The sequence below is a fragment of the Gimesia aquarii genome (assembly GCF_007748175.1).
Classification (GTDB): Bacteria; Planctomycetota; Planctomycetia; order Planctomycetales; family Planctomycetaceae; genus Gimesia; species Gimesia aquarii_A.
The window spans coordinates 5,444,842-5,471,476 of sequence record NZ_CP037422.1 but is presented as its reverse complement, the minus strand read 5'-3'; the positions used below and the strand labels follow the sequence as shown (position 1 = coordinate 5,471,476).

General features: G+C 51.3%; 22 protein-coding genes and 1 pseudogene. 3 read left to right on the top strand and 20 right to left on the bottom strand.

What is annotated here, in order from left to right; all coding sequences use genetic code 11:
• The first annotated feature begins 90 nt into the window (after window positions 1-90).
• Window positions 91-504, top strand: coding sequence for a hypothetical protein (locus V202x_RS20745; protein WP_145178770.1), 414 nt, complete (start codon window positions 91-93; stop codon window positions 502-504).
• On the opposite strand, the gene V202x_RS20740 is transcribed toward V202x_RS20745, so the two are convergent.
• From V202x_RS20740 to V202x_RS20700, 9 genes are all read right to left on the bottom strand, one after another.
• Window positions 441-2,201: a type IV secretory system conjugative DNA transfer family protein gene (locus tag V202x_RS20740; protein WP_145178769.1), complete on the bottom strand. Its 1,761-nt coding sequence runs from the start codon at window positions 2,199-2,201 to the stop codon at window positions 441-443. The two genes, V202x_RS20745 and V202x_RS20740, sit on opposite strands and share 64 nt — an antisense overlap.
• Window positions 2,198-3,049 (bottom strand): hypothetical protein, encoded by an 852-nt coding sequence (locus tag V202x_RS20735; protein WP_145178768.1) that lies wholly within the window; start codon window positions 3,047-3,049, stop codon window positions 2,198-2,200. The genes V202x_RS20740 and V202x_RS20735 overlap by 4 nt, the downstream gene beginning before the upstream one ends.
• 50 nt (window positions 3,050-3,099) lie before the next feature.
• Complete coding sequence (locus V202x_RS20730; protein ID WP_145178767.1) at window positions 3,100-4,779, bottom strand: hypothetical protein; 1,680 nt, start codon at window positions 4,777-4,779, stop codon at window positions 3,100-3,102.
• A gap of 317 nt (window positions 4,780-5,096) precedes the next feature.
• A complete protein-coding gene (locus tag V202x_RS20725) occupies window positions 5,097-6,026 on the bottom strand; it encodes a tyrosine-type recombinase/integrase (protein WP_197993005.1) in 930 nt (309 codons plus the stop codon).
• Window positions 6,027-6,133: 107 nt separating this feature from the next.
• Window positions 6,134-6,532, bottom strand: a complete 399-nt coding sequence (locus V202x_RS20720) for a hypothetical protein (protein ID WP_145178765.1) — start codon at window positions 6,530-6,532, stop codon at window positions 6,134-6,136.
• A gap of 90 nt (window positions 6,533-6,622) precedes the next feature.
• Window positions 6,623-6,931 carry a hypothetical protein gene (locus tag V202x_RS20715; protein ID WP_145178764.1) on the bottom strand — a complete coding sequence of 103 codons (309 nt, stop codon included), beginning with the start codon at window positions 6,929-6,931 and terminating at the stop codon, window positions 6,623-6,625.
• Window positions 6,932-7,059: 128 nt separating this feature from the next.
• Window positions 7,060-8,157, bottom strand: coding sequence for an S-layer homology domain-containing protein (locus V202x_RS28165; RefSeq protein ID WP_409996687.1), 1,098 nt, complete (start codon window positions 8,155-8,157; stop codon window positions 7,060-7,062).
• A 3-nt stretch (window positions 8,158-8,160) separates the two neighbouring features.
• Entirely contained in the window at window positions 8,161-13,164 is a 5,004-nt protein-coding gene (locus tag V202x_RS20705) for an Ig-like domain-containing protein (protein WP_145178762.1), read from the bottom strand.
• Window positions 13,165-13,426: 262 nt separating this feature from the next.
• On the bottom strand, window positions 13,427-13,918 hold the full coding sequence (locus V202x_RS20700) for a hypothetical protein (protein ID WP_145178761.1): 492 nt from the start codon (window positions 13,916-13,918) through the stop codon (window positions 13,427-13,429).
• Between the two features lie 414 nt (window positions 13,919-14,332).
• On the opposite strand from V202x_RS20700, the gene V202x_RS20695 reads away from it, so the two are divergent.
• Complete coding sequence (locus tag V202x_RS20695; protein WP_145178760.1) at window positions 14,333-14,602, top strand: helix-turn-helix domain-containing protein; 270 nt, start codon at window positions 14,333-14,335, stop codon at window positions 14,600-14,602.
• Here the strand turns inward: V202x_RS20695 and V202x_RS20690 are convergent.
• The 8 genes from V202x_RS20690 to V202x_RS20655 form a co-directional block, all read right to left on the bottom strand.
• Complete coding sequence (locus V202x_RS20690) at window positions 14,591-15,172, bottom strand: hypothetical protein (protein ID WP_145178759.1); 582 nt, start codon at window positions 15,170-15,172, stop codon at window positions 14,591-14,593. The genes V202x_RS20695 and V202x_RS20690 overlap by 12 nt on opposite strands.
• Window positions 15,173-15,248: 76 nt before the next feature.
• A complete protein-coding gene (locus tag V202x_RS20685; RefSeq protein ID WP_145178758.1) occupies window positions 15,249-16,199 on the bottom strand; it encodes an N-6 DNA methylase in 951 nt (316 codons plus the stop codon).
• A 60-nt stretch (window positions 16,200-16,259) separates the two neighbouring features.
• Window positions 16,260-16,577, bottom strand: coding sequence for a type II toxin-antitoxin system RelE/ParE family toxin (locus V202x_RS20680; RefSeq protein WP_145178757.1), 318 nt, complete (start codon window positions 16,575-16,577; stop codon window positions 16,260-16,262).
• Window positions 16,574-16,858 carry a hypothetical protein gene (locus tag V202x_RS20675; RefSeq protein ID WP_145178756.1) on the bottom strand — a complete coding sequence of 95 codons (285 nt, stop codon included), beginning with the start codon at window positions 16,856-16,858 and terminating at the stop codon, window positions 16,574-16,576. The genes V202x_RS20680 and V202x_RS20675 overlap by 4 nt, the downstream gene beginning before the upstream one ends.
• 23 nt (window positions 16,859-16,881) lie before the next feature.
• Window positions 16,882-18,453, bottom strand: a complete 1,572-nt coding sequence (locus V202x_RS20670) for a type IV secretory system conjugative DNA transfer family protein (RefSeq protein WP_145178755.1) — start codon at window positions 18,451-18,453, stop codon at window positions 16,882-16,884.
• Window positions 18,454-18,833: 380 nt separating this feature from the next.
• Window positions 18,834-19,247, bottom strand: a complete 414-nt coding sequence (locus V202x_RS20665; protein WP_145178754.1) for a hypothetical protein — start codon at window positions 19,245-19,247, stop codon at window positions 18,834-18,836.
• Window positions 19,248-19,260: 13 nt separating this feature from the next.
• Window positions 19,261-19,470, bottom strand: a complete 210-nt coding sequence (locus V202x_RS20660; RefSeq protein WP_145178753.1) for a hypothetical protein — start codon at window positions 19,468-19,470, stop codon at window positions 19,261-19,263.
• A 79-nt stretch (window positions 19,471-19,549) separates the two neighbouring features.
• The gene (locus V202x_RS20655) at window positions 19,550-20,434 is read right to left on the bottom strand and encodes a replication-relaxation family protein (protein ID WP_145178752.1); all 885 of its coding nucleotides are present in this window, start codon (window positions 20,432-20,434) and stop codon (window positions 19,550-19,552) included.
• 55 nt (window positions 20,435-20,489) lie between these two features.
• On the opposite strand from V202x_RS20655, the gene V202x_RS20650 reads away from it, so the two are divergent.
• Window positions 20,490-21,704, top strand: coding sequence for a toprim domain-containing protein (locus tag V202x_RS20650; RefSeq protein WP_145178751.1), 1,215 nt, complete (start codon window positions 20,490-20,492; stop codon window positions 21,702-21,704).
• Between the two features lie 720 nt (window positions 21,705-22,424).
• Here V202x_RS20650 and V202x_RS20640 read toward each other — a convergent pair.
• The 3 genes and pseudogenes from V202x_RS20640 to V202x_RS28160 form a co-directional block, all read right to left on the bottom strand.
• Entirely contained in the window at window positions 22,425-22,880 is a 456-nt protein-coding gene (locus tag V202x_RS20640) for a response regulator (RefSeq protein WP_145178750.1), read from the bottom strand.
• Between the two features lie 16 nt (window positions 22,881-22,896).
• A complete protein-coding gene (locus tag V202x_RS20635; RefSeq protein WP_197993004.1) occupies window positions 22,897-25,632 on the bottom strand; it encodes a PAS domain S-box protein in 2,736 nt (911 codons plus the stop codon).
• Window positions 25,633-25,944: 312 nt separating this feature from the next.
• Window positions 25,945-26,019: pseudogene (locus V202x_RS28160) on the bottom strand (DUF1559 domain-containing protein); the annotation flags it as partial.
• Between the last annotated feature and the right edge of the window lie 616 nt (window positions 26,020-26,635).

Below are 26,635 nucleotides of genomic sequence, written 5' to 3'. Positions count from 1 at the left end.
TACACACCTCACACAAGCCATGGTGGCCACACCACATTTACTGACAACGTGCAAGTGACAAAACAAACGATTTCACCATAAACTGTCACCATGCGCAACACTTCTGCTCACAGGCCGCTCGACAGCTATGCCAAAACACTATTTGAGCAACACTCAGCGCACTCTGGCTGTGGCATCGCCCTCCGGCGGGGTGATGCCCGCCTGCGATTAAACGAAATTTTGCAAGCAGAATTGGCAGTCAAACAACAGGAAATGATCAATGAGCAAATCACCGACAACATCGCCCGGCAACAGGCGGAACATGAGCTCAACATGCAGTACCTGATGCAGTTCGGAGTCAGGGCAGACGAACGACAACAATTCCAGCAGCTGCTCGAACAGGTTGCCAAACAGGGCCATCTCTCACTCCGCGAAATCGCGAATCGCACACATGTCCTCGCTCAACGAAACGGATCGGAGGATTTGTCTGCTTCCACCACCGTTCCCTCCGAACCGAGGGAGTAGTCACCTTGCGGCAACAAAAACGGCGAGCCTTGCAACAGTTGTTGACGGTAACGTTCTGTTTCCCGATCCGCTTCAGCAGCAGAGATAAAGAATTCGGACTGAAAATTCTGTTCGATCAAGGCGTCCACGGCATCCCGTAATTGCGGGGACTCATACATCGGCAAATGATCGACGTTCACAAAATGCACGTTGGGGTCACCGGCAAACATCCCAAACGCTTCCCCTGTTTGCAGCTGACGAATCTGTTTGCCCCACTCGAGCGCCTGCTCCTCAAAACTTTCGTAGGTGATGCGGCTGATCTCTTCGAACGTATCGTGAATCGGCACATTCGCTTGACTGCGGCCTGTTGTGGTCCCGGAACTCTCTGCATGCGTCTGGCCGCGTGAGCTGGAAGAGACGTTTCCCTCTCCTTTCGAAGTGGTCGGACGATACGTGTCGGGTGGAAGCGACTCACCACGAGACTGATTAAAACCGGTCGCATCCTGTTCCATCTGGGCATGCGAATGGGTGCTGGTGTGGGACTCACTTTCCAGCCACTCTTTGCGGTAGCCCACAATCAACTGTTTTTTGCTCTTGAGAACTTCTTTGATTTTCCGGGCCTCATAGGTCAGTTTGGCCAGCTCATCCGCGATGATGTCCGCATCCCGGGCATTGTTGGCAAACATCAGACGGCTGCGGGCCTGCCAGATCATTTGCGTCAAATCGACGTCTTCCCGTTCCAGTTGCGAGAAGGATTGATGTGCCAGAATCAGCCGCAATCCCATTTGTCTGACGGTCGGCAGTGCATCCTCAATATCAACGGAGACATATTTCTGAAATTCATCCATCACCACATACGTCGGATCCACGGCCTGTTTTCCAGCGTTGGTTGAAAGTCGGCTGGCGGTCTCCACAATTTCATTGAGTGCCAGAGCCCCGATGGTATCGGCCACGAAGCCGGGAACTTTTCCATGCTTGCCCAGATTGAGGACCACGATCTTACGTTCTTGAATAAACCGCTCACAATCAAACAGACTCTGTGTGGAACCGAACATGCGCCTGAGATTAATTGATTCAAAAAAAGGATCGAGACGATTCCGTGTCGATTCCAGAATCCGCACCGCTTCATTGCCCCGAGCCCGTAAGATCTCTTCCCAATGCGCGCGAATATCACCCGGAATATGAGAAAGAATGGCGGCATGCTCCTGCGTACCCGGATGCAACAGATATTTGCACATCGCAATCGGTAGCCCCATCATCGCGGCCGCACAAAAGGCTTTATACGTCCATTGCAACAAACGGGGCTGCTGTGCCACATCTTGCGCGGCCCAGGCGCGGAGCACAATATCGACCGAACGCATCGTCTGGTAATACCGGTTTGCTTCGGACGTATGTGAGAGGGGATTAAAGGGCATGATGATATCTTCTCGCGCCGGTTCAATGTAAACCAGCCGGTCCCGTACATGTTGCGGACAGAGCCGTTCACTGGCCATCCAACCGAGTAAATCTCGCGAGAGATTTCCTATGGGATCAATCAAAAACAGGGCACACATTTCCGACCGCGTCTGCATCAAGAGCGGCCGCAGTAACGTCTGGATGGCCGTTGACTTGCCTGAACCGGTGGCACCAATCAGATGAAAGTGCGTGCGAAACTGATCCGGATCGAGGTGGATGTTCTGGCCCGTTTTTTGGTCGGTTCCCAGTAAGAGTGGCATCATGTTGACAGAAACTCCCTGATCGCACGGTCCTCCTGGACATTGAGAGAACTGAGAAACGATTGCCTGGTCTGAGCATCATAGTTGAGGGACTCGATCTCCTGTTTCTGTTCCTGAAAATATTCCGCGATCTCATTCAGGCTGGAAAATTTCTGTTTGTTGCCTGTCGTCTGTTCCAGTGAAGCCACCAGCGTCTCTTTGAGCAGTGCGGCCCGTGTTTCCACGAGGTTCGGGGGAAACGCATCCGTCAGATATTGCGCGAAGTAGTCTGCCAGGCGTTCGCGGGGAAAACGTGCCTGTAATGCCGGAGCATGCTGGTCATACAACAGCTGACAACTTAAACGGATTTCTTCGCGCTGGCGTTGATCGGCCTGCCGTTGTGCTTCTGCCTGTTGCTGAGCTCTTTGTTGCTGCTCGCGTTCGGGAGCCATGCGGTTCCATTCATCCTGTTCACGCTGCCTGTGTTCTTTTTCCGTACGCTCCCTTTGTTTCTGGGCTTTGTTGTGTTGCCTTTGCCTGACAGTGGCTTGCCATGATCGATTCCACCGACCCAACGGAGCAAACAGGAAATCAAGTGCGGACAGTAAAATCCAACTCATACCCAGTGCCAACCCGGCCAGAATCAGACCACGCAGCACAATGGCCAACAATGCTGTGGCATCGTCAATTCCATTCCGGGAGGCTTCAAAGAGCACATAAGCTGTCAATGTCAGGAGCGAAATTCGGAGGCCCCATTTTTTGAGCTGCCCGTTGTGGGCAACCGCTAATTGGCCCACATAATACAACACAGCAATGATGAACAGCAGCGTCAGCGTTTCACCTTGTTCCACGAGTTCCATGAGAGACGACATGCTTCCCCCTCATTCATTCTCAGCAAACATCCGTTGAAAAAACACTCAGACTAGGGTTCCCGAATCGGCTTCTTTTCATAGAATCGCACTAAATTCTGTAAGAGTTGTGGTTTTAATGTTTCGGAAGCCAGTTCGACTGCTTGTTTCTGCCACTTGACAGCAGATTGGAAATCACCGGTCTCCGCATAGGCGGCCGCCAATGTATCCAGGATATAGGCCTCTTGGTATTTAGTCAGTTCGCAGGCTTTCTTGGCCAATGTCACTGCCTCAGAACCGTTGCGTGATGTAGCCACCGGACAAGTGGCCCGCAGCCAGGCCAGTGCGTTGTAGGCAGGTGCGTAACTCGGAGAGCGTTTAATGACCTCCGCATACCCTGCGGCCGCTTTTGCATATTCTTTGTTGTCATCGTAGTTTTGAGCCTGGTCCCAATGATAGGTGGCAGAATCTTTGTTGACAGTCGTCGTCTTCCCGGTAACGGGAATCTTGGCGGTGGTCCGCTTTATAATGGCAGGCCGAAACCGAAATCCGGGAGGCGGCGCGTTTTTCAAATAATCCCGATAACGTTGCTCTAACGCTTTCAACTCACCCGGCCCCGCATAGAGTTGACCGTAACGCAAACTGTAGGTATCCGCGGCACTATGATTTCCGAGAGACATGGGATACGTCCGCTGGGGTAAACTGAATAATCCATTAGACGCGTATTTGGCAACCTGCTTCCCTGACGCATCTACATAATCCAAAGATTCCACATACATCGTGATGAGTGCGGGGACATGGTGGTCCTCAAGCGGGATTTCCAGATTCAGGGCCGTCCGTTCCAGATTCGTATCAAGCCGCCATTGGATGCGACTTCCGGACAGCGCGCCCCGGTAAACGCGGCTGCCCACCAGACAGAGCATCTGCACGTCCTGCTCCCGGTATTTATTATTATAAAGATTATACTTGCCCTTCACGGCCCGAAAGCGGGCGACACCTTTGGAGTCTTCCAAAACGGACAACAACCAAGCGGTTCCCTCAAACCAATTAGTGCTCGCTTGAAATGAGAGCACACAGTATTTGGGACGATTGGGAACCCGATCTCCGGAATCATAGCCCCAGCCATAAAAGTCGCCTTGGAAGTAATGAGAATTAATAACGGCAGTGGGGGAATAACCGGCCGTCTGTTTCCAGCGCTCGCGCGAGACAAAGCCGGGGGGACGGACTCTGAGCATATTTTGAAGTATCGTTGAATGATTTCCTGAGCGTTGCATATCAAGTATGCGTCCCACCGAAAGATGGACCGACGCACTTTGCAGTGCATCCCGGTCTCCTCTGACGACGTTTCCTTCCCCATTAATCCAGGTGCTCGAAATTGCGGTCGCCACAAAACCGTCCGGGGTTTGATCCAGTTCCAGATCGAGTGCATATAAAACCTCATCATCAGCCGGATCATCACGATAGGAAAAATCACGCGACCACCACATGGTCCGCGCAGGTCCGACCATCGGTTGAAAAGAGCGTGTAAAACAGACCCGAAGTCGATCCGATCCGGATTGGACGTACTTCCCGGAAAATGCCAATGGTTCAAGTTGACCGGAGGTACGATGCGTCCGGAAATACCAGACCACGCCCTGGGTTTTGGAAGCCATGGGACGAAATGCCAGAAAGTGCTTGCCATCCATGGAGGTCCAGTCACTTTGTGTCAGGTCCGGAGCGGCCAGAAGTGACGAAATCAGTAATACTGCTTGCATGAGAACACTTCCTTTCTGGAACTAAGCGAGATCATTAAGTCGTGTATTGACAGACTCTTGGATAATCAGCTAGATCCGGTCTCATTGGGTTCGAGACCGGGGAATTCGTTCACAATCATTAATGTTCATAACAGCACGTATTGTCTTTGTTTAGTATTGAGTCGTCATTTCAGAAATTCAAGCCCGGTTCAGTCAAATGCAGTGAATTGTGGAAAAACGATTCTGGCACCATAAGACTTATTGAAGCCCGTATTTTGCTTTCAAATCTAATTCGATCTGAGAACGGTGTTCGGGAATTTCTTCGATCTTGATGCAAGTCACGCAGCCTGCCGCGGATGGTAGCGGCGATGCACTTGCTTCAACTGTGGATTCGTGACGTGCGTGTAAATCTGCGTTGTGGAGAGATCTTTGTGGCCCAGCATTTCCTGCACGGACCGCAGGTCAGCTCCGTTGTGCAGCAACTCCGTAGCAAAGGCATGCCGGAGGGTGTGTGGGGAGGCACCTCTCACAATGCCGGCTTGCGCCGCGTACTTCTGCACGATGTTCCGAATCGAGACGACAGACAGCCGGAACGTTTCACCCGGCGGGAGGACGTTACCGGCCCGTTCCAGGTTCCGGATGAAGAGGGTACTCAGGTGATCGCTGCGGGACGCAAGGTATTCCCGCAAAGCCATCTCTGCCTGATCGGTGAGGAAAACGACACGGACCTTGCCCCGTTTTCCGCGAACCGGAATTTCGCGCGTTTTGAAATTCAGATCATCCCGATTGAGGGACCGCAGTTCAGATAACCGCAGCCCGGTGGAGAAGAACAATTCCAGTATCGCCCTGTCACGTTTGCCGATCCGGGTGGTGGTGTCCGGACTCGACAGCAGTGAGGCGAGTTGCGCGGTGGAGAGTACCTTCACTTTGCGCGGGTCTTGCTTGAGACGCCGGATATGATCCGGGGGATACACGTCGATTTCTTCTTCCTGCAACAGATACCGCAGGAACGCCCTCAGAATCGTGAGGTGGTGATTCTTGGTGCCGACAGTCAGTTCACGGTCCTGGCGCGTGCGATAGGCGTGAAGCCGTTGTTTGAGCAGCCGCACGGTGTCCTTGTTGATGGCGCGGGGATCATCCACGTTGAGGAGTGAGTTGGTGAATCGCAATGACCGGCCATAACTGGTAATCGTCAGTGGCGATTTGTTTTCCTCGGACTGCAAATACGACAGATATCGGTCAATCGCCTGCATAAAGTCCGATGGCATTCTGGTCGTCATCGGGAGTGAGCATAACACAGGTTGCGATTATTCGCATAATGGAAAGTGCGTTAGACCACTCCCCTTGTGAGCAGAAAAAAAGCCCCGTGAGGGGCTTAGTTGCCTTCAGCCTTCGCAATCGTCTCTCTGGCCGCTTCCGCATAGCGTTCAAGAGCATTTACGGCCCATGCAAGCTCTTGACCATTCTCCCAGTTTCCAACGACCGAATCTGTCAGTGCAATCATTTGCTTCAGGTCATCCAGAAGATCAGGAGCGGCGGTAAAGAGGCGTGCGTTTGCCATTGCTTCCTTGGCCGTTTCTGGGTCCGCAGTCCACGGTTCAACCCATGCTATGATTGGATCACAAGGTCCTACGGCAATGAGGTCTTCGCAGCGGCAATCTGTGACTTCTTGTATTGCCCATGATCCGGGCGTGTGGGCCGATGATGTGTCTTTAGCGTTAGCCATTTTGAAAAAAGGAAAGAAATAGAAAAACCGACGTTGGCTCGCCGACACGTTCCTTCCACGGCCCAACAGTCAAGGAGGAGTACCCGGAGGGGAAGCTCCTTGCGTGGGGCGTACACTGCAAAGACGGCGAGCACGTCGTCAACTGGTGGTCATTTCTGGTCGGAGTATTTGCCGGTTGCCTTCTTCCAATTGACCTATGCGTGTCTCGTGGTCTTCCAACCGATCATTAATTTTATTGAAGTTGTTCGCGAGATTGTTAACGATGGCAAGCATGTCCTTGTTCAAGACATCAAGGCGTTCATTTACTACTGCAAACCCGTCCGTCATTTGCCCCGTCCATCGTTCTTCCAATTGGGAAAGCGCGTCCTTCGTCGCCAGCGTGTCGAGCTTCGACAGAACTGCTTCAATGTCGGCCTTTGTCGCAGGTGTGGTGTCATTGCTGGTCATGGGTCAATAGCATGCCGGAGATTCGATCGGGCCGCAAGCGATGTGACATTTATTGTTTACAGAATGGAAGGTGCAGCAGCCTCTCGGATTCTGAAATGGAACAAAGGGAAGCCGCGGTGTGTTCGATGTCAATCGACATCTCTGCGTAACCGTCGTGCAATGGCGATGATCTTCGCCACCTCTGCTCGGTTGACCGGAGCATCGGGGCGCACCGTACCAAGCGGGTTGCCCTCCACATCCGTATCACCGGCAATAAGCCCCAGCGTCACGGCGGTGAGAATGTCGTTGCGGTAGCGGTGATCTGCGGGAAGATCCGTGAAGGGACTCGCACCCCCTTCTGCAAGGGACACATCCAGTAGTGCCAGGAGGGTATGAATCACCTCTCCGCGTGTCGCAGACTGGTGGAGATCTCTGTCGCTGGAGACCAGTGAGAGTCCGAGGGTCTCTGCGGTGGCAACATAGGGAGCAGCCCAGGTATCCCTGGCGGTTGTGTTGTGGGGTATGCCGTCCTGAAGCACGCTTCCCGCCGTCTGCAGCGCCATCCGCAGCAACTCCGCGTAGGTGACAGGATTTGCGACGCCAAATTCGCCTGTCAGGTTCCCGTCTGCATCGGCATATCCCGTTGCGATCTCGTCACTGATCACCGTGGCGACAAATGGTGCAAACCACGCATTTGCCGGCACATCGTGGTACACAACCTGCCGCGAACCGACGGTTGCCAGAAGAAGGCCGCTTCGATCCGGAACGGGCGGTGCGGAGAATCGCAGGGCTGTTTCCTGTTCCCGTTGTCCACTCAGGGCATCCAGGACTTTCTCGACCTGACGGGAGACGGCCTCCCCTTCGTTCGAACGCAGGGAGGGGTCGTAGATACCACCGATGGGGGACGTATTGGGGACGATGTGGTCTGCAATCCCGACATCGGACAGGGCCGGTGCTGCGGTGTGCGAGCGCGAGCCACCACCGCCACCACCCGACCCGCTTCGCCGCTGGCGGGCGTGACGAGCGCCGCCACCACCAACGCTGTCGGAACCGGACGACGCTGAAGTAGTTGTGAAGTTCCAAGTCGTCGTATCACTGATCCCGGGGTAGCTGTTGCCCACTGCATCATCGAAAGCGTCCCCGCCAATCTGAACGTAATACGACGTATTTTCAGCCAGTGTCACACTGGGGTTGACGGTAATCTGCGCAGTGCCTGAGCCCGTAACTTGGTTGGAAAGCGCGTCGATGGTTTACACGGTGGAATTGTCGCTGGATTGTTTGATCACAATATCGTTATTCACTCCCGATTGCGGAAGGACGGATTCGTTAAAACTGATGACGAGGTTGGCTGTAGTAGCGACGCCAGTGGCGTTGTCTGCCGGGGAGAGCGAGAAGGTATCTGGGGGAGCAACATCACCGCTCACGGTGGTGAAGTTCCAGGTCGTCGTATCACTGATCCCCGGGTAGCTGTTGCCCGCTGCATCATCGAACGCCGTAGAGGCAATCTGAACATAGTAGGCAGTGGAATTTTCCAGGGTGACGCCTGGGTTGACCGTGAGGGAATCCGTGCCGCCCCCCGTCACCTGTCCCGAGGTAACGTCGATCGTCTCCACGATCGAGTTGTCGCTGGATTGTTTGATCGTGAGATTCCCGCTCTCCGCATCGACGGGTTCGCTAAAGTGGATGACGAGGTTGGCCGTGGTGGCGACACCGGTGGCGTTATCTACCGGCGAAAAACTCGACACGGTAGGATTCGTACTGTCGGTGGTTGTAAAATTCCAGCTGACGGTGTCGTTAATCCCGGCAAAGCTGGTTCCTTCCGTGTCGTCGAAAGCATCTCCGCCAATCTGAACGTAATACGACGTATTCTCAGCCAGTGTCACGCTGGGATTGACGGTAATCTGCGCAGTGCCTGAGCCCGTGACTTGATTGGAAAGCGCGTCAATGGTTTCCACGGTGGAATTGTCGCTGGATTGCTTGATGACAATATCGTTATTCACTCCCGATTGTGGAAGGACGGATTCGTTAAAACTGATGACGAGGTTGGCCGTGGTCGCAACGCCAGTGGCATTGTCTGCGGGGGAGAGTGTGGAAACCGTGGGAGCACCGGTCTCCAGCGTAGTAAAGTTCCAGGTCGTCGTATCGCTGATCCCGGCGAAGCTGTTACCGCCCAGGTTCGGGAATGCGTTGGGGTGAATCTGAACGTAGTATGCGGTGCCGGGGTCGAGGTTGGCGGTCGGGTTGATCGTGATCTGCGTCGTTCCCGTACCGGTGACCGGACCGCTGGCGACGTTGATGGTTTCCACCGTGGAATCATCGGCTGCCTTTTTGATGGTCACTGTTCCCGTTCCCGTAGCGCCAATCGTATCGTTGAACGTGATGACGAGATTCGCCGTGGTGGTGATGCCGGCTGTGTTGTCTGCGGGGGAGAGAGAAGAAATCTCCACAGCACGCCGTTGGATCTGATAGACGTGAATCAGCGGCCTGGATTCCGTTGCCGTGTCCGCACCCATCTGGGCCACGAAAATCCGCTCCGTTTCGGGGTCGTAGGCGACCCCGCCCAAGACAGGATTGCTTACCGAAATCGGCACCTCAGGTCTCCACACGGCATACGGCTCCAGATCCCAGGGATTGAGTTCCCCATTCTTCACCGCCAAGAGATCGACGGCATCATATGCCCAAACTTGCAAGACGTAGTTGCTACCGACGTCATGGTTTCCTTTCCCTCCGCGAACCGTATCGTTGCAATCTTCCGGATCTCCATAACACCACTCACCCGTTGCATGCCCGCCGAAGAACAGCACCGATCGCGACTGCGGGGAAAACACCAGGCCACCCACTGATGAGTTATAGTTAAAGAGGTCATTCTTCGTTTGCATTCCCCTGAGAGGATTTTGCGACGTGTAATAGAGGAACGATGTGTCAGGCACGGGTTCCAACACACCCAAATCATCGGGATCGAATCCGAACGCCGCAGGACCGGCCGAGGTGCGCGTGATGATATTCAGGTTCGACTGTCCGGTGAGAACGGGAACGCCGAAATCGGACTGCCAGTAGGCAGGGACCGGCGTCATATATCCGGCGTAATAGCCGGGATTGAGTGTGCTGCCGACGCGGAACATGCCCTCGGCATCTGTTGTATCCGACAACGTAAACGAGGACGTTCCATGCGATACATTGACTGCGGCATTCGCATCATAGCCGCTGTAGGCCGTCCAAATGAGTCTGTTTCCATATGTGAACACGCCACCGACATCACTGTCCGTGCCGACATCAACTTGACTAATCTTACCATCAGTAATGTCGGCAAAGTTCTGAATGACTGTCGCGGTATTCAGGTCACCCAGCGTACTGCTGATGACGGGCGTAGGAATAGAGATTTCAGCGACCTGGTCATGCTGGGCATGTCCTGAAACCAACAGCGTATCATCAGTCGAATCGCCGGTGGTATTCGGCCGGAACGCGACTGCTCTGCCACCAAAACCGAATCGACTACCACCAAATGTTCCATCGGGAACGCGAAACGCCCCCCCATACTGCAAATCCGACTCCATGAGCAATGACGGGGCTAAGCCGGAGACGACTTGGGAAACCGTGCTTGAGGTGCTTCCGGAGAGGGTCGCATTTCCTCCATAAACGGCGGTCAGCGTGTTAGCGCCGGCGGCGAGATCGGGAATTCTGAGCGAACCGCTGCCTTGGCCGACGGTGGCCGTGCCCAGCAGCGTCGCGCCGCTCTGGAAGGTAACCGTTCCTGATGCGGAGGAGGGGGAAACCGTTGCGGTGAGGGTGATGAACTGGCCGAAGGTCGATGTGAGGTCAGAAGAAGCGAGTGTGGTTGTGGTAACAATTTTGTCGACCACTTGCGAGAGGGCCGCGGATGTGCTTTCTTCATAGTTGGCGTCTCCCCCGTAGGTCGCGGTCAGGCTGTAGGCGCCGATCCCAAAATCCGATACGGTGAGCGAACCGCTGCCTTGGCCAATGGTGGCCGTGCCGAGCACCGTCGCGCCGCTCTGGAAGGTAACCGTTCCCGTCGCATCCGAGGGCGTAATGGTGGCTGTGAGCACGATATTCTCGCCGAAGGTGGCGGGATTGTTGTTGGAGGTCAGCGCGGTTGAGGTCGACGATTTGCCGGAGAAGGTCCAGTTGGTGTTATTGCCCCCGTCCGTGCAAATACTGCTTGAGCAGTCAATGGCAGTGGCATTGATATTATTGGAATCGCTGACGGAAATCTGATTGATGCTATGCGTCCCCTGAGGATCGAACTTCCACTGCGTGCCCCCCTGGGACGACTGCAGTGTCAGGAGATTTCCTGCCGCCCCTTCCAGTGTCAGGGCGTTGGTAATGGTCTGAGTTGTTGTGGCAGCGAACGTCAGTGTCTGCGGAGAAGACGTTGTCTTGGCCAGGTTGTAGAAGGTCGTGGAACCGGAGAGTGTTTGAATGCCGCCGTTGAGCGTCACCGTTCCCGTGCCGGCGGAAAATGCGCCACCATCGGTCAGCCACGAGCCCGAAAGCGTGATTGTCTGTGCTGCTGTTACCGCCAGCGTGCCACCACTCAAAGTAAGGTCACCATTGATATCGAGCGTGGCCGTTGGTAGATGGTACACGGCAGACCCGCTCGAGCCGATGATGAGGCTGCCGTAGCTGATGTCCTTTAAAGCTGTGGTTTCGCCGGCTCTGTCGTAATAGACAAGCCCCGTTTTTGCGATGCTGTCCGGCCCTCCCGAGAGGCTCTCATTGCCGTGCAACCGCAACGTTCCCGTTCCCGTGATGGTGAACTGGTCGGCGACACTCAGATCGTAGCCGCCTAAGTCGAGCGTGCCACCTGTCAGGGCCAGATCCTGTCCGGTGGCGTTCCAGTCCGCACTGGAGGCCAGCACGACAGCACCACCCGTCTTTGCAATCGTGATATTTCCATCCGGTTCGTCACCGCCGTTGTCGGTATAGGTTTGATTTCCGTTTCCGCTGAATGTGAGTGTGGCACTTCCTCCGTTCATTGCCGCTTCGATCGTGACATCCCCCCGGGCTTCCCAGGACCCGTTGACCTTTTCATCGCCAAACGTCAGATTGCCGGCGGCGATGATCGTATCGCCTGCAGCTGTCGTGAGTATAGGTCGCTGACAGTTTTGTGTCGCTGCGGCGATGACATGATTGAGTGTCAACGTTGTGTCGACATCGATCGTAAATGTCAAACCGCTACACGTTAGGTTGTCCGGCATAAAACTGACCGTACCATTGTTGTGCGTCAACGTCGTGCCGTTGGCGACGGCGAGCACTGTCTCTGATGAGGTTGCACAAGGTGCAATCGTGAGGGTACCCGTTGGTGCTGTGAAATTGCCAGCTGTGAGTGTGAGGCCATTGACGTTGAGATTCGTCATTCCGACGGCCGGTGTAACGGTTCCGGTTGCCTTATCAATCTCTATGCGCGGGCCGTTCCCCGAGGAATATGTGTATTCCTGGTTTCCAGAGCCGTTGACAGTCAGCGTTCCCGTTGCATCATCATCGCCGCCACTGATGACGATATTCCCCTGCGCCTCCCACGTACCGCTGCCTAGTCGAATGCGTCCTCCGCCACTGGAATCCGAATAGGTAAATGTCCCCGCTGTCGTGACCGTGTCCCCTGCTCCGGTGTTGTACGTTGCACTACTGCAGACATTGCTGGTATCGAGTTCAAGATGATGGAATGTAATTGAAGAGTCGACATCAATGGTCATTGTAAAGTGCCCGCAGCTGCTACTGCTGTCGAACTTGACCGAACCGCCGTTGTGATTGAATGTGCCGCCCGATTGCTGAAAGAGCGTCACGGAGGTATTGCCGCTGTTGATCTCCAGCATGCCGGTGGTGGAGGTAAACACGCTGCTGCCGCTTAAGGTGAAAGTACCGTTGATGTCGATGGTCGAATCCCCGCCGCTAAACGTGCCTCCCTCCTGATTCCAGTTGCTGGAGCCGACGGTGATCGTCATGCTGCTGTTTTGGGTGATGGTTCCGGAGTAACCCGGCTGGATGTCGAGACCGGCAACAGAAATGTTGGCGTCGATGCTGGCGTTTTTCGTTGACGTGGCATTGAACGTTGCCACATCCGCTACGCCAGGACAACTGTCGCCGCTCCAGTTCTGGCAAGTACTCCAATTGGTGTCGGCTCCGCCACCGTCCCAGGTGACAGTGGCCGCATATACCGGCTCCGTCTGGCTAAAGAATGCGGCGGTCAGGAGCAGTATGCATGCAAAGAGTGAATCACGGAGACGGAGGATGCTCATTGGACAGAATCATAGCACTAAGTTGTATCCGTAATCAAAGGCGGACCATAAACGGTTCTCACTGTAAGGTAAGAAATCCCCTAGTCCATGTCGTCCCTCATCGCCTGGGCATAGAAGCTGCATTGAACTACCGTTTTGAAGTTGTGTCGACTGTTTGATCGGCAAATACGGAGGCGGTCGAACAAGCGGCAAGGAAATCATTGGTAATTGTGAGCCGTGCTGCAGTTTTATTTCTGTGAGCAAAAAAAGCCCCGTGAGGGGCTTAGTAGCCTTCTGCTTTCGCGATTGCAGAAAGATAGTATTGCTTTCGTGCTTGTCTTTGTTTTACTGACAGCTGCATGTCTGTGTCAATGACAGCGCTTTCCAGAGCGTTCACGAGCTCATGAATAATATCGATCAGCGGATCAGCTTGCATCACGTACAATTGATCGACCAGACGGTAGTCATTTGGCAATTCGAAATATCCCTCTTGCTCGTACTCTTTCACGCATCGCGCAACATCCCTTTGTTCCTCTTCGTCGCTGGGATCAAGCAGCCAGTTGTAGAGGACTGCTTCGACCAGTTCTTGCGCCGTCTTGGGCTCCCGTGGAAGTCTGGCAGTCACACAATCCCCATATTCGTATTCTCCATCACGAATACAGTAATGAATCCGGAATATTCTGAGTGTTTGTTCTGTTGCCGATGATGTGTTGTTGTCGATTGCCATGATAAATGGTTGGAAGAAAACAAAACGCCGACATTTGCTCGCCGACACGTTCCTTCCACGGCCCAACAGTCAAGGAGGAGCACCCGCAGGGGAAGCTCCTTGCGTGGGGCGTACAATGCAAAGAAGGCGAACACGTAACCCCCACCTCTTGGTAGGATTCTCACCATAAAAAGATCCATTTGAATCCAACCTGCATTCTCAAAAAAGGGACGGTAAACAAAATTGGTTTACCGCCCTGCACCTGCTTCCCTTAGTTTTCTTCTGAAGTTCACTTTTGAGAAGAATTATCCCCTTTGTTAGCCGTTGATGATGTGGGTTTTTCCTGTTTTTCCTCTTCTGGACTCTTTGAACCACCGTTTGTCATGGCTTTCTCCTTCACTTTCTGAACTGATTAATATAGTCCATTTTGGACTATTCCAATACGGACTATACGATTCGCCTTTCTTTTTTTCAAGAGGCGATATGGAAAAGTCGATTTTTACCCGAGAATATTCAATCATGCTTCGCTTGCTGAAAGAGACTCGAAAGAACTTGAAAGTCTCACAAGTCGAGTTAGCTGAACGGCTTGGGCAAAGCCAGTCATTTGTGAGTAAGTGTGAACGGGGTGAACGCCGTATGGATATCATTCAGTTACGCACGGTATGCCACGCATTGGGAACGACTCTGCCAGACTTCGTCAAAGCGTTAGAAACGCGATTAAAAAAAAGTGGTCATAAGAAATCAAGACGTTAATACATCTGCAGAATCGAGATCAGGACTATCTTCGGTCTGAACTTCTTCTACATCCATCTCTAGCAATTGGGTGGTCCGTTTATAGTATTTTCGAAGCGTATCACGCGAACCAGCAAAAAAAATTAACAAAAATATTCCAACTAAGAGTTCCATCCATCCCAAGGGAGTGGACCACAAACCAAGTGAGATTCGCCGAATACTATAAACAATTATCACGGCAATAATCGAATTGGCATAAAACTGGTAATAGTGATAATGAATTTCGATCAAGCGATCAAAGGCATTGATATTTTTTTGCAGCTTTGAAAAATCCCAACCCGGATCAGAAATCCCTGTCCAATGGTGAATGGTATCAATGACTATCCAACGAATCGTGCTGACTGTGAGCCCCACTGCGACCGAACCGATGGTGATATACAAAAAACCTCCGACTGTCGGCGATTCACTGGGAAGGATGCCAATCCAAGACTGAACCGTAGTGGAAAAGTAGCTGATTCCCCATAGGGTAGTAAAACCGGGAACGAGATAAGCAATTAGAAATCCAAAGTTGTTGATGGAAACCGTCTGCATTTCGCAATCAGTTTAGCATGCCCTCGTAGAGATGGAAATTAATATCTGAATACTGAAATTTTTCCTTAAAAACCACTTAAAACAATTTCTTCTGCGTTTTAACTCTGTCGTTATCAGGTACTGATTTAGTGTTTGTCGATTCTTCTTTCTCAACTTGAATTGACTGATCTGAATCATTCCCAGACTCCACATTGTCCATTCGCTGTTCCAGACGGAATAACCACTGCGGAACCTCCATGATCGTTTGGGAGATTTTCTGTGCTTGATCTGGTTCGTGTGAATCAGCTTCCTGCTGAGCAAACAAACCCTGTGTTGCTGTTCGTGTTGTGTCAGTGACAAAGGGCACCGGAGTCTGTTCCAATGGAATTTCCCGAATCACGCCGCGACGTCTGCCATTCGGTAATTCGTGGTAGAAGCTGCCAACCCGGTAGGCAAATTTTGATTCCAGTGTCAGTGAATTGCCACAAACAACATAGCCATATTTGCCTCGCAAGCTGAGATTCAAAGCCGTCATTCGAACACAGCGCGCATCAATATCTTGGCCACATAATTCTGCCTGCGGATTGATCTCCCCCGCTTTCAGGAGCATTCGCCCGGTTCCGCAACAGGGGTCGTTGATGACCTGTGTTTTCTTTTCAGCTGTTTTTTCTGCGGCATCGATGGTCAAATTTGCCATAAGTTCTGAAACGGATTCCGGTGTCAAAAACTGCCCCTTCTCGCCATACGAAATACTCCCCTCAAACAGATCTCCCAACAAATCTTGATCCTGCTCTGACATGCTCTCGATCAACTGCGCCAGAAACTTCGGAAACAGATCCACGCCCCGTTTTCCTGGAGAGCCCTCTGTGTGCGCTTGGATCGCCTCAAAATAAGCGGGTTCCATCGTTTCCGCGGCGAGAGCGGCGACACACGCTTGCAGCAGATCTTCAAAGGCCTTACCGCGGCTGACTCCGGACCTCTGGGAAATATTTTCTAAGGTAGTAAATAGCTGCCGCGTTTGGGAATAAAAAAACTGCTCTTTGGCCATGGCCGCGTAGCCTGCCTCAGAATCCAACGTGAGGCAAGGGATTTCGCAACAAAGAAACAGCTAGTTGATTTTATCTAATTCATCATGCGACATAGAAAGTCGGGCCGCATGGCGCACGGTGAGTACAAACACGATTTCCTCCCGAATCGTAAACACAATCCGAAACGAACCGTACAGGGCCTGACGGATTTCCGCTTTGACAAACTCATTTTCGGGAGCCAAACCGCAGGCTTCGGGAAAGGTTTCAAGACCAGTCAGTTTTTGCTCGAGACCGGCCTTCCAAGCTTTGGGATCTGCTGGTCCCTGTTTGCGGATATAAGCATAGGCACGTTTAATATCCGCTTCGGCCCGCTGTGAGAGTTCTACCCGAAATGTCATGCGTCGTCGAGTTCGGCCAGAACATCACGGAAGGGACGGGTGCGGCCCGCATCCACGTCAGCCAGACCTGCTTCTAATGCTTTGAGAGAAGCCGTCAGTTCTTCGTCCGTACCGACTCCCAGCATGTCGCGATAGATTTCAATTGACATGAGAATGTACTTGCGCCCTTCCTCATCCACTTCGATCAGTCCGTGGTGTTGGTCCAGGGCATTCCGCTGTTCTTCGGTGAGGCGTGGTTTTAACATGGGGCTATTATAGACGATGAGGGGCGCAGTTGTCACTCAGAAAACCTGGTAATGGGGGATCAGCAAAATCCCAGACCATGATATCCCATCGGAAATAAGTTGGGATCAACGTAATCGGGCAGCATCATCCAGGCCGAGGAAAATGCCTTTTGAATCCGTGTCTGCACGGTTTCGAGGGGTTGCGCGTATTGACGCCGTGATTGCGCGCGTACAATCGCGGCCCGATGCAAATCGGTAATTTCTGTGGGTTTGATGGTTTCCATGGTAAACGCGGGGCGGGACATGCCGTCAATCATGAGGCGGATACAGGCACGGTATTTGGGAAGTGCGATTAAATCGGCGGCCGTGACGTGGCCTGTCAGTTGGTCTGCCAGGATCTCCGCATCATTGGGCCCCACCGCAAACACCAGCAGGCTGCCAACATTGCCGAAGACTGCCTGCAGGGTCTCTGGATCGACTTGATCGAGGAACTGGGTCGCCAGACAGAGACCGAGTTTGTACTTACGGGCTTCGGACAGGAACGTCGCAAAACTGGAAGTCGCCACATTCTGAAACTCATCGACGTAAAGATAAAACGGCCTGCGTCCCTGCTCCGGGATGGTGGCCCTAGTCATCGTAGCCAGCTGCAGTTGGGTCACGAACAGGGAACCCAGAAATGAAGACGTTCGTTCCCCCAGCTTTCCCTTGGAGAGATTGAGAATGAGAATCTTGCCACTGTCCATTGCCGCCCGGAAGTCAATTCTGCTCTGTGGTTGCGAGACCATGTTGCGGATCACGGAATTGGTGAGTAGCTGACGCAGTTTGTTTTCCACCGAGGCAAATGGATCTTCTCCTTTCAGCGAACGCAGTTTCGGAAAGGTCGCCATCCACCAGTTGCGTACCACGGGATCAGTCACCCGCGCCAGAATCTGTCTGCGTAAACGGTCATCGACATCAAACATCCGCAGCATATCCAGAATCGTCGCATCCCCTGCCAGCATTAGTGCCAGGACGGTATTCCACAAAATGTCTTCCAGGCGAGGTGTGTGCGTCCCGGTTCCGAACACCTTGCGAAAGGTACTGACCACGCCATCGCAGGCGACATCAGCCATGGCAGCATTCACATCGAGTGGATTGAAGCCAACCGGATAGTGGAGATCACTCGGATCAATCAGAATCACATCATTGGTACGCTGACTGGGGACAGACGCCAGCACGGCTTCGGCCAGATCTCCGTGCGGATCAACGACCGCCAAGCCCTCCCCTGCCCGCATGTCTGACAAAATCGCATTTTGCAGCACCGTTGATTTGCCGTTTCCGGTTTTGCCCACAATGAACAGGTGCCGAAACCGGTCTGCAGTCCGCAGTCCGAAACGCTCGTTCTGGTCCTGAAAGGAAACTCGTCCCAGCTCGCAAATTCTGGAACCCAAAATTTCCCTTTTTTTGAGGGGTAACTCTACCGGCGGTTCCAACCGCCGGGAATGTGTTACCTGATGGGAAACATCCCGCACCGAACTGGTCGGCAGATGCCAGAGCGTGGCCAGTTCCTCATCAGAAAGGAGAAAACCACAACGATGTGGGGGCCTCTTGTTCCGGGAAACGCCTGAAGACTGAAACAGGCCCAACCGTGGTTCCGTAAACTTATTGAGCACCGCAGCCATCTCCTGTAATTTGCTGATCGCAGCCTGCCTTTGGCCAGCGGGTGCATAGACCGTCAAACGCAGCTGCGCTTCAAACAGATGTTGTCCCAGTTTGACCGAAGCCGCTTGCAAGTCTTTTTCGTTGTCGTGCATCCGGGAAGCGGTTTTGTTGAGCTCCTCGTCCGCGCTAAATCGCGCTTCATGTTGTCGAGCAAACAAGATCGAAAACAAGGGCGCCCACATTCGCTGCCAGCGCTTCGGGCTGCTGGCCGCCAGCGCATATTTGCGGGCCAGACTCCGGTGTTTGCGAAAGAAAGGACGGGCCAAGCGTTCCACCGCGGCTTGTGCCTGCTGACAACGGCGGGGGCTGGCAGGATTTACCGTCAATTCAATCATCGCCTGAATGTCACTGTTGTCCGGAGCCATCGCCTGCAGCATGCCCCCATCGGATCATCGACTTCATCATGAATCACCTCTTCAAATTGTTGGTATCGCAAAATCGGAAACAGATCGGGTCGCAGATGCAACGTGATCGTCCAGGTTTCAAAGTCTGCAGAACAATCGAGTGCATCCTCTTCCAGTAATTCAATCGTACAATCGGGATACTTGGCGTGAAACTGCCCTCGAACCAATCCATGCAGCAGACCGGGAAACCGACAATACAAGCCGACCTGTCGTGCATGGCGTCCGATGAGGAACGAAATCGGTAATGTTTTCGATGAAGCATGGTGAATCGCTGCCAGAATCGACCGCATGTGGCGCGGTCCTCGTTCGTTGGTCGGTGTGTCGCTGACGGAAACTAACATGTGAGGCGACAGCCTACAGCAGCAGAGCCGAATTGTCAGTGTTAAGCAAAGCTGACTCTTCGACAGTCATCAGTTCTTGAACGTTCAGAACCAAGACGCCATGCGTCACCAAGAACCCGCGTCTGAAGTTGCCTGTTTCATCGGCGGGTTCTTTTTCTTTTGTCCCGTTGTGGCTTACAATCTGCTCGGGAGTGACTGACCAGTCCAGGGGGACGTAGTCCATAGGAGTGGCGAGGATGATTTTGAAAAACGACCCTCTGCACCGTCGGAGCAACGAGCCTGCCAACAGGAGCCGCACCCTATCACACGAAAGCCGGTCTGGCCAGCAAAGCAGAGCGAACTTGAAACTGTCGTGCCTGGGAACGCAACAGAGAAATGTTTTTGTTCTGTGGTGCATGAAAACAGGGACGGAAGAACGCATCGGGGTGGGCGAGATAGTCATCCAGCAACACCACATAAAACGGGGAAAACGAGCGTCCGTCCGTCAAGTTTCTGGCGAGATCGACGATATGTTGTAATCGATCTGCTGAACCGGTGACGGGAAACAGCACACGGTAGGACTGAGGTGCGGCCACCAGATCAATGAGATAGCGTTGCATTTTACTCAGGATGCTGTCGGTACTCTTGTGCGAGAGTACGGATTCGGTGCTGTTATCGAGTTCTACGCAATATGAAAACTGGCTCTCATTCGGCAACATCAGCGTAAACCGCGCGTCAGGCCACAGCGGTCGTTCTCCGCAATCAATGCGGAACGTGTTTTCGGGATGAAAATCAGTGACCTTGATTCCACGAACATGAGCGGCCAGATAGGTCTGTACGATGAATTGTGATAAGGCCCGCTGATGCCGATGTCGGCCCGGACTGATTTCGTGAAAGAAACGTTTGGTAGGCGGTTTGATCTGATCGTCCTGCATTACCGTGCGATAACCGGTCAGTGTCAGCTTGTAGTACAGCCGGGCACCCCCCTGACCTGTCGTGGCATACCGCCACGCCTGCAACTGGCCTGCGGCGCTTAAATCTTGCATTCGCTCCTGGACTCGCCGCAAACTGGTAAAGGGTTGCGACCAGGTCTGGCTCAGTTTGAACATTTCTTCTGCCGTCAACGGGCACCGCGTCAAAGCCGCCAGGATTTCATCATCGCGGGACGTCTTTTGCCAACGTGTTTTTATGAGGGATCGTGTTGCCATACGTTGGCAAGGAACGTAGCATGTCTTCCCTGATTTTGCTCATACTCTCACTTGCATGCTCCAGAAAAAACGTGGCTACATTGACGTTGATACCCTGCAACGCGAACTGGTTGCTGCCGGTGATGTCGTGGAACGCATCGCCAGTTTCTACAACGTCCCACTACCGGAACTACACAAAACGCAAAATGAAACCCGCATGGCATGTATTTTTGCCTGTGGCAAAGACCAGGAAACCGGCGACCGGACGATCTCCCTCAAAACCAAACAGGACGGTGCCGTATTTCGCTGTTTTCAGTATGGCTGCACGGTGCGGGGCAATTTGCTGAATCTGATGTTCCTGATGAAACATGACCGCGAACCGGTTGGTGGAAAACTAAAGGGAGCCGAGTTCAAAGAAATTGCCACTGATCTGAAAGCGATAGTTGAAGGACACTCACGGGAACCAGCAGCGGAGGAACCATCAACGGACGAGTTACCGCAATCAATATCTGATGAATCCCCTCTCGAAAATATTCCAATCAAAGACTCCGAGAACGAACGGGCTCGTGAGCTGGTTCATCTCGACGAGCGTTTCGTGACCGATGTAGCGGAAATGTCCCCGAAAGCCGCTGCTTATGTGCGACAACGTCCTTACATGATTCCGGAGGTCATGCAACAATTTCGTTGTGGTTATCTGCCCCATGATGCGGGGAGTCTGTTGCGTGGTCATTTTGTCTATGGCTATCCCGATGCAGAAGAAAACATTCTGACTTGGTTTGGTCGTAATCTTAACTATGAAGCGCAATATAAAAAATGGCAACGTTCCGGTGACAGTTCCAAAGAACCGCACAAATTCAAATTTGTGAAAGGCTTCCATCGCGGACAAGAACTCTTTGGCGAACCACAGTTTCATGAACTCGCTACCCGCGAACAAATGCAACAAACCGGTATCATCCTCGTTGAAGGGCCCAATGATGTCATTAATCTTCACACCCTTGGTATTCCCGCTTTGGCAGTCTGCAGTAACACCATCACTGAAACCCAGGCAGACAAGTTGGCAACGCTGGCAAATCAAATTCCCGGCGGTCATGTCTCGGTGATGTTTGATCTTGATCAGGAGGGCGAGAATGGCGCGAAACAAACGGTGCTGGAATTGGCAAAGCGCTGTTGTGTGCGTCTTGCCTGGACGGCAAATCATGCAAAGGGAAATTTCAAAGGCAGACAACCGGAGTCTGTGACCTCCGAAGATTGGAATACGGCGATTCTTCCGGCCCTGATGCATGTGTCGTAAACAACCGATCGCACGGCAATCCCGTATTTTGATTTCGTTGATGGCAATTTAGGAGTCACTTCAAACATTTTAGTGTCGATGTCTTCTGAACCAAGGCTTTCCGCGAAAACCAATGTATTTCAGGACAGTTGGACGCGGCACTATCGGCGATTGAGGGGCACGCTTCCGGTATGGAAACGCCGTCCGATCTCGGTCTGATAACGTCCGAGCTAACCCGGCGGGAATGGCGCCGAGCAACATAAATCTCGTCATAGAGCCCGACCGCCATTCCGCTCGGGTTCAGCGTTTGGTTAGGCCCTGCCTCCGTTGAGTCAAATCAAAATCCTTCCGGAATTTCCAGCCCAACTGATTTGGCACGATGCCGGAGCCAGATTGATTTTAGTACAATTTTGGCGGCTGTTTCAGTGTCACCAACCGTCTAAAGGGTCACGTAACTCGCTGCTACCACAGATCGCTCAATCCTTAAAGAATGATTGCGTGAACTGTGTTGTCGGCGTGGAAACCCTCTTACTCGTGTGGGGCCAGAACACGAACAACTTGCACAGCCTTAACGAACGCTTTGCCCTCGAAGCCTTCCGCCAGGAAACATTAGCCAGTGCCCTGCTCTGGCATGAACTGGCGGGTGTTACTGTTTAAAGTGATGACTGCCATGAACTCGATTCGTCTGAATTTTCATAGACCATGATGACAGGATCGTCTCTGTATTCACAGTTACCAAACCTACCGATTGTCGTCAGTTGGGGGCAGGGTGACTATACAGAACCAATACTTGCTGAGTCCAGTCAATACATCACGGAATTGAACTAAATCGATCGGTTTCGTCACATAGCTATTAGCCTTGTATTTATAGCTGGCCAGTATATCTTGTTCATCGTCAGAACTGGTAAAGATAACAATGGGAATCGTGTCCATCGACTCGTCTTCACGACATTGCCTCAACACTTCACGGCCATCCATCCGCGGCATGTTTAGATCCAGCAAAATCAGATCTGGTCGAATCGCATCAGTAAACTCTCCCTGTTTTCGCAAGTATTCCATCGCCATGATGCCATCGCTCACGTGTGTGAAAGTATTCACAATACGGTCGCGTTTAAGAGATCTCTTAATCAATTCAACGTCGTCTTCATCATCCTCAATGAGCAAGATGTTTATTGGTCGAGCATGTTCTGGTACCATTTTAAGATTCTCGTACTTAGTCATTATTAATTGTAAAGTAGAATGTAGTTCCTTTACCGATTTCAGATTCCATCCAAATATCACCGCCAAATCGTTCAATGATTCGTTTGCAGATCGCCAGCCCAATTCCTGTTCCTCCTCCACATGCATATCGGCCATGCAGACGTTGGAAGATCTCAAATATTTTTTTAGAGTATTGAGGCTCAATTCCAATTCCATTATCTTGAACATAAAATTTGTGAACTGAATTGATACTGTGAACACCAATATGGATTTTTACTTTTTCATCAGATCGATATTTTATAGCGTTACTGACGAGGTTTTGAAATAGCATTGTTAACTGATTTGCATCAACAAGCACAACTGGTAACTCGTCGGAGGTGATTTGGGCATCATTTTCTTGAATTGCAAATTCTAAATTATTAAGAGCATAATCCAGACATTTCTTTGCATTCACGGGAGCAAATTCTTTACCTCGACTTGAGATTCTGGAGAACGTCAGCAAATCGCTCACTAACTGTTTTAATCTCTTAGCGCTCTCAATCACGGTTTCCAGATATTTTTGACTCTCTTCAGCTAATTGCTCACCAGATTCTTCTTTGACAAGTTCAGAAAACGCCATAATTTTGCGGAGAGGCTCTTGAAGATCATGCGAAGCAACGTATGCAAATTCCTGAAGGTCTTTGTTACTAACTGCAAGCGCCTCTTTTTCTCTCTCAAGTGCCAGTTGAGCCTCTCTCTGGTCATGGATATCAATACTGAATCCTGTAAAACCATTAAAATACCCTTTACGGTCACGACTTACTGATCCTCGCGCTCTAAACACTCGATAGTGACCATCGTAGCGACGCAAGCGATATTCCAACTCAAAATTCTGTTGGTTCTGAACCGCTTCCAAATAGATTGTCTTAGTCTGATCAACATCATCAGGATGCACAGCATCTAACCATCCAAATCCTAATTGTTCCTCTAAGGTTTGCCCGGTGTAATCGATCCATTGCTGGTTTAACCATGTGCAGTTAGAATCAATTTCTGTGATCCAACAAGGTGTGTTGAGGTTCGCCAATTGCTTGAAGCGCTCTTCACTTTCTTCGATGGCTTCTCGTGATTTTTTCGCCTCGGTAATATCATTGGTCGATCCAACAAGTCGGACTGGGTTTCCCGCAGAATCGAAACGGGGCATTCCACGGGCTCGCACCCAGATATAGCTCTTGTCTTTTGTCCTGAGGCGAAACTCGTGTTCGAACGGCTTGATAATGGAAGTGATTTTACTTTGATGATGTTCTTGGCTTTCTTTATGCTTTTCAGCCAGTTTTTTATCATTAACCTCCTGTGAGACACCGGTTATGGAATCAAAGCTTTCCTGTACTGTAGCCCAGACTCCTTTTATATCATCAGGATGAATTCGGGAATCAAATGCCTCTAACGTATTCGGTATGCCCTTGATGTCGTCTCCGGCATATCCAAGCATCTTCCGCCAACCAGGTGCATACCAGACTTCTCCCGTATCAACCTTCCAGTCCCAAACACCATCGGTAACAGAAAGTAGTTCAATCATAGTTTGATTCAGTTCATGCAACTCTTTCAGTTTCAGATGTGCCTGATTGATTTCCGTAAGATCTCGCACAAAGGAACAGGCAAATTTCTCCTCACTGAATTCGATTAGATGAGTTGTCATTTCAGCAGGAAAAGTACTACCGTCTTTTCTTTGAAAAGTGAATTGAAAAACCATTCCTTTTTGGGCTTCGAGACTCGGCCATATTTCACTCTTAAACAGCTCAGCAGATTCAATATCGGGAGTGATATCAGCAACATTCATCTCCAGGATTTCATCTCGTGTATAATCCAAGCGGTTATGAGCGATGTCATTGACGTAGATAATTTTACCGTCCGTTTGTAACCAAAGAATCACATCAGTAGCTGTATCGAGTGCTGCTTGCGTTTTCTGAAGAGCCATTTGAGTGTATTTTGCGTCGGTAATGTCGCGTGCGGTGCCAACAATAAATTCTTCGTCATAGTACTCATAAAAATGGACTTCCATTGACGCAAATCGAAACTCACCACTTGCGGTACGATGTTTTGTTTCCAAGCTCATAAACCGCTTTTGCTTCATGTTCGACCAGTGTTTTTTCCAAACATCCATCGGATATTTGGGGTCGATGTCAACAACCCCCATACTCAGTAACTGCTCCCGAGAATACCCCAGCATCTTACAAGCAGAGTTATTGACGTAAAAAAAACTGCTATCCTCGCGGACCCAATAGACTGCGTCTGTCGTGTTGTCAGTTGCAAACTTGTAACGCTCTAACTCATAGATAGAATGTTTATGTTCTGATGTATCCAGAATGGTCAACTCTAAACACTCTTGACCCATAAATTGGGTAAGCTGAATTTGGATTTCAACGTTAGATTGAGTCCCATCTCTTCGCTGCAGTAAGGCCTCAATCACAATTTTAGGAATCAGCTTATCGACCAATGGGGAAACTAGCAGACGAAACTGCTCATCGTTCATTTGAGGTAAGATGTGTATTGGAGTTAACAGACTGGCTTCTTCGATTGAGTAACCAGACTTCGTGATTGCCCTTTTATTTAGACAGACAAAGTTCAGGTCAATTGTATCAATGACATAGACTTCATTTAGTGAGTTAGCAAAGTTATCTCCTACCTCCCCACTATGAGTATGAAGTATCGAATGACTGGATTTATTCTCAGATTTTTCCTGCTCTTTTTTTGGTTGTTGTCTGGATTTCATCTTCAGTTCATTTTCCATTGAATTATGAAGCTCTTGTCAGCACCTTTGCTTAGAATCGTAAAGGGTCTTGAGAATAATCGATCCCTTTTATATCAGGCGGTTTATGAATTAAAAAGTGTCTTAAAATATTTTAGCAAAGTGAAGTCGCGTAACTTACCTAAACGATGAATTCACGTGAGTGATTTACCTCACTTCTAGTTTTATAGAGTTCAGTAACTCTCATAGCTGTAAGGCGCTGGTCTTAGACTTCAACAGCCCATATATGAGTGCCGCCAAAACGGCGATTGAGCAATTGTTCGGCGCGGCTCCCATGTCATGATAATTATGTAGAGTTAATCCCAGTTGTTTCAGTTTGTTTTTGCACGTACTTCATCGAGCCGCTTCCCTCAGTGTTTTCGATACAGACATTCCGATCACTCTGAACATGTATGGGGCGCCGATTATCGACATCTCGGGACGTGTGGTTGGCATCGCTATTGCGTGCCGCACTCGCGGACAAACGTTCGTCATACCTGCCAGATTCTTAGAGAATTTGTTGAACGGTATATCATCAAAAAAACCAGCCGACAAATCGAAGGAGCCAAAGTAGTGTCTGGCTCAATGTTCAAGTAGCTTGAAGCGAAGGGAGGGAGTCAATCGCAAGACTCATCTGTTATGAAAGTGAGTTTACAGACGCCAGCATTGTTCTTGATGCGTGTTTGTTGCCCAAAGCTGTTTCGTTAATTTATCAGACTTCTAGTCTTTTAATTTTCTGAAAAATTTTTTGCTTGCGCGTGTTGTGTCTGAAGCCGATAGGCTTTGTGGTTTATCCCGCTTCGCGGCCGTTCCCTGCCCAGGGAGTCGTGCGTGACCTACGAGGGGCAACCGAAGGGAGACGCGAGGCCGAGGATGGAGCCATTGCGTCCCTGGAATGTGTCGGAAGTCTCGGCCTCGCGGGTTCCCGCCCGCGAGTGGTGTCACCTCATAGGAGATGTTTCTTCGCTTCGCCAAGCCCCCTTTGGTC

Excerpts from the sequence above, each read along its gene's own strand:
- V202x_RS20745 (WP_145178770.1), top strand. The coding sequence starts at position 91 with ATGCGCAACACTTCTGCTCACAGGCCGCTCGACAGCTATGCCAAAACA.
- V202x_RS20740 (WP_145178769.1), bottom strand. The coding sequence starts at position 2,201 with ATGATGCCACTCTTACTGGGAACCGACCAAAAAACGGGCCAGAACATC.
- V202x_RS20735 (WP_145178768.1), bottom strand. The coding sequence starts at position 3,049 with ATGTCGTCTCTCATGGAACTCGTGGAACAAGGTGAAACGCTGACGCTG.
- V202x_RS20730 (WP_145178767.1), bottom strand. The coding sequence starts at position 4,779 with ATGCAAGCAGTATTACTGATTTCGTCACTTCTGGCCGCTCCGGACCTG.
- V202x_RS20725 (WP_197993005.1), bottom strand. The coding sequence starts at position 6,026 with ATGCCATCGGACTTTATGCAGGCGATTGACCGATATCTGTCGTATTTG.
- V202x_RS20715 (WP_145178764.1), bottom strand. The coding sequence starts at position 6,931 with ATGACCAGCAATGACACCACACCTGCGACAAAGGCCGACATTGAAGCA.
- V202x_RS20705 (WP_145178762.1), bottom strand. The coding sequence starts at position 13,164 with ATGAGCATCCTCCGTCTCCGTGATTCACTCTTTGCATGCATACTGCTC.
- V202x_RS20695 (WP_145178760.1), top strand. The coding sequence starts at position 14,333 with ATGGAAAAGTCGATTTTTACCCGAGAATATTCAATCATGCTTCGCTTG.
- V202x_RS20690 (WP_145178759.1), bottom strand. The coding sequence starts at position 15,172 with ATGCAGACGGTTTCCATCAACAACTTTGGATTTCTAATTGCTTATCTC.
- V202x_RS20685 (WP_145178758.1), bottom strand. The coding sequence starts at position 16,199 with ATGGCCAAAGAGCAGTTTTTTTATTCCCAAACGCGGCAGCTATTTACT.
- V202x_RS20680 (WP_145178757.1), bottom strand. The coding sequence starts at position 16,577 with ATGACATTTCGGGTAGAACTCTCACAGCGGGCCGAAGCGGATATTAAA.
- V202x_RS20665 (WP_145178754.1), bottom strand. The coding sequence starts at position 19,247 with ATGTTAGTTTCCGTCAGCGACACACCGACCAACGAACGAGGACCGCGC.
- V202x_RS20660 (WP_145178753.1), bottom strand. The coding sequence starts at position 19,470 with ATGGACTACGTCCCCCTGGACTGGTCAGTCACTCCCGAGCAGATTGTA.
- V202x_RS20655 (WP_145178752.1), bottom strand. The coding sequence starts at position 20,434 with ATGGCAACACGATCCCTCATAAAAACACGTTGGCAAAAGACGTCCCGC.
- V202x_RS20650 (WP_145178751.1), top strand. The coding sequence starts at position 20,490 with ATGCTCCAGAAAAAACGTGGCTACATTGACGTTGATACCCTGCAACGC.
- V202x_RS20640 (WP_145178750.1), bottom strand. The coding sequence starts at position 22,880 with ATGGTACCAGAACATGCTCGACCAATAAACATCTTGCTCATTGAGGAT.
- V202x_RS20635 (WP_197993004.1), bottom strand. The coding sequence starts at position 25,632 with ATGAAATCCAGACAACAACCAAAAAAAGAGCAGGAAAAATCTGAGAAT.